Origin of the sequence: Streptomyces sp. MMG1533, from assembly GCF_001279775.1 — a bacterium.
In the GTDB taxonomy this organism is placed as follows: Bacteria; Actinomycetota; Actinomycetes; order Streptomycetales; family Streptomycetaceae; genus Streptomyces.
In genome coordinates this window covers 1-1,309 of the sequence record NZ_LGDG01000102.1, presented here as the reverse complement: position 1 = coordinate 1,309, position 1,309 = coordinate 1, and the positions used below count along the sequence as shown (strand labels likewise).

The following is a 1,309-nucleotide window of genomic DNA, read 5'->3' as shown; positions in this document are numbered from 1 at the left end:
GGCGCTTTCTAGGGGTCGTTGCAACACGTGGTCGTGTTGATCAGGCCGCGAGCAGTTTATGCAGGCGCTCGGCTGGGGTTTCCCAGCCGAGCGTTTTGCGTGGACGGCCATTGAGCTCGGCGGCGACTGCCTCGAGGTGTTCGCGGCTGTGGACGGACAGGTCGGTGCCTTTGGGGAAGTACTGCCGGAGCAGGCCGTTGGTGTTTTCGTTCGAGCCGCGTTGCCAGGGGCTGGCCGGGTCGCAGAAGTAGACCGGGATGTCGGTGGCGACGGTGAACTCCCGGTGGCGGCCCATCTCGCTGCCCTGGTCCCAGGTCAGGGATCGCTTCAGGTGGGCAGGCAGCGTCTGGACGGTCTCCACCAGGGCGTCGCGGACCAGTTCGGTCGTGCGGCCGTCTGGCAGGTGCAGGAGCATCACGTAGCGAGTCGAGCGTTCGACGAGAGTGCCGATGGCGGAGCCGCCGTCCTTGCCGATGATCAGGTCGCCCTCCCAGTGACCGGGCACCGCGCGGTCGGCGGCTTCGGCTGGCCGGTCGCTGATCATCACCATGGGGTGGCGGAAGCGGGGCTGGCGCTGCTGGGCCTGTCGGCGGGGCGTGCGCCGGACTCGACCGGTCCTCAGGCCCCGGGCCAGCTCACGGCGCAGTTCGCCGCGGCCCTGGACGTAGAGGGCCTGATAGACCGTCTCGTGAACCACATGCATCTCCGGCCGGTCGGGAAACTGCGTGCGCAGAGCCTGGCAGATCTGCTCCGGGCTCCACCGAAGACTCAGACGGTCCTGGATGAAGACCTTCAGCTCGGGATTCTGGGTGATCTTTCCCGGCTTCGGGCGAGGCAGGCGGGCGTCCGCCCGGGCCTGGGCCGCATGAGGGCGGTAGTGCCATTGGCCGCGGGTGCCGTTGGTGCGATTGCGGCGGATCTCACGGCTGATGGTGGACGGGCTGCGGTCCAGCTCGGCGGCTATCTGCCGGATCGAGGCCTTCTCCCGCAGCCGGTCGGCGATGTGGATCCGGTCGTCCTCGCGCAGGTAACGGGACGGGGCAGAACGCGGCACCGCAGTCTTCACCGGCGGTGCCGCGTTCTGTCTGCGGTCGGCGCTGCGGCCATTGCGCCAGCGCTGTCCGGTCCGGTCGTTGATGCCGACGAGCCGGCACGCCTCTCCGTTGCTCAGGCCCTTCTGCATGAGCTGGAAGTATGCCTCCCGCTCACGCAGCAGGGCTCTGGGTCCCTGAGCTGTCCGGACCTCCCGGATCTTGAAGTCCATCGCGTCCCCTGAGCTGGTGTGTTGCAACGACCACTAGAACGGAAG

1 protein-coding gene is annotated in these 1,309 nt (G+C 68.1%); it reads right to left on the bottom strand.

Annotation, left to right across the window (positions count from 1 at the left end; all coding sequences use genetic code 11):
- Positions 1–40: 40 nt before the first annotated feature.
- Positions 41–1,264, bottom strand: a complete 1,224-nt coding sequence (locus ADK57_RS12645) for an IS30 family transposase (protein ID WP_053749516.1) — start codon at positions 1,262–1,264, stop codon at positions 41–43.
- Positions 1,265–1,309: the final 45 nt, after the last annotated feature.

Bases quoted from the DNA above. Each gene is read 5' to 3' on its own strand.
- ADK57_RS12645 (WP_053749516.1), bottom strand. From the start codon at position 1,264: ATGGACTTCAAGATCCGGGAGGTCCGGACAGCTCAGGGACCCAGAGCC.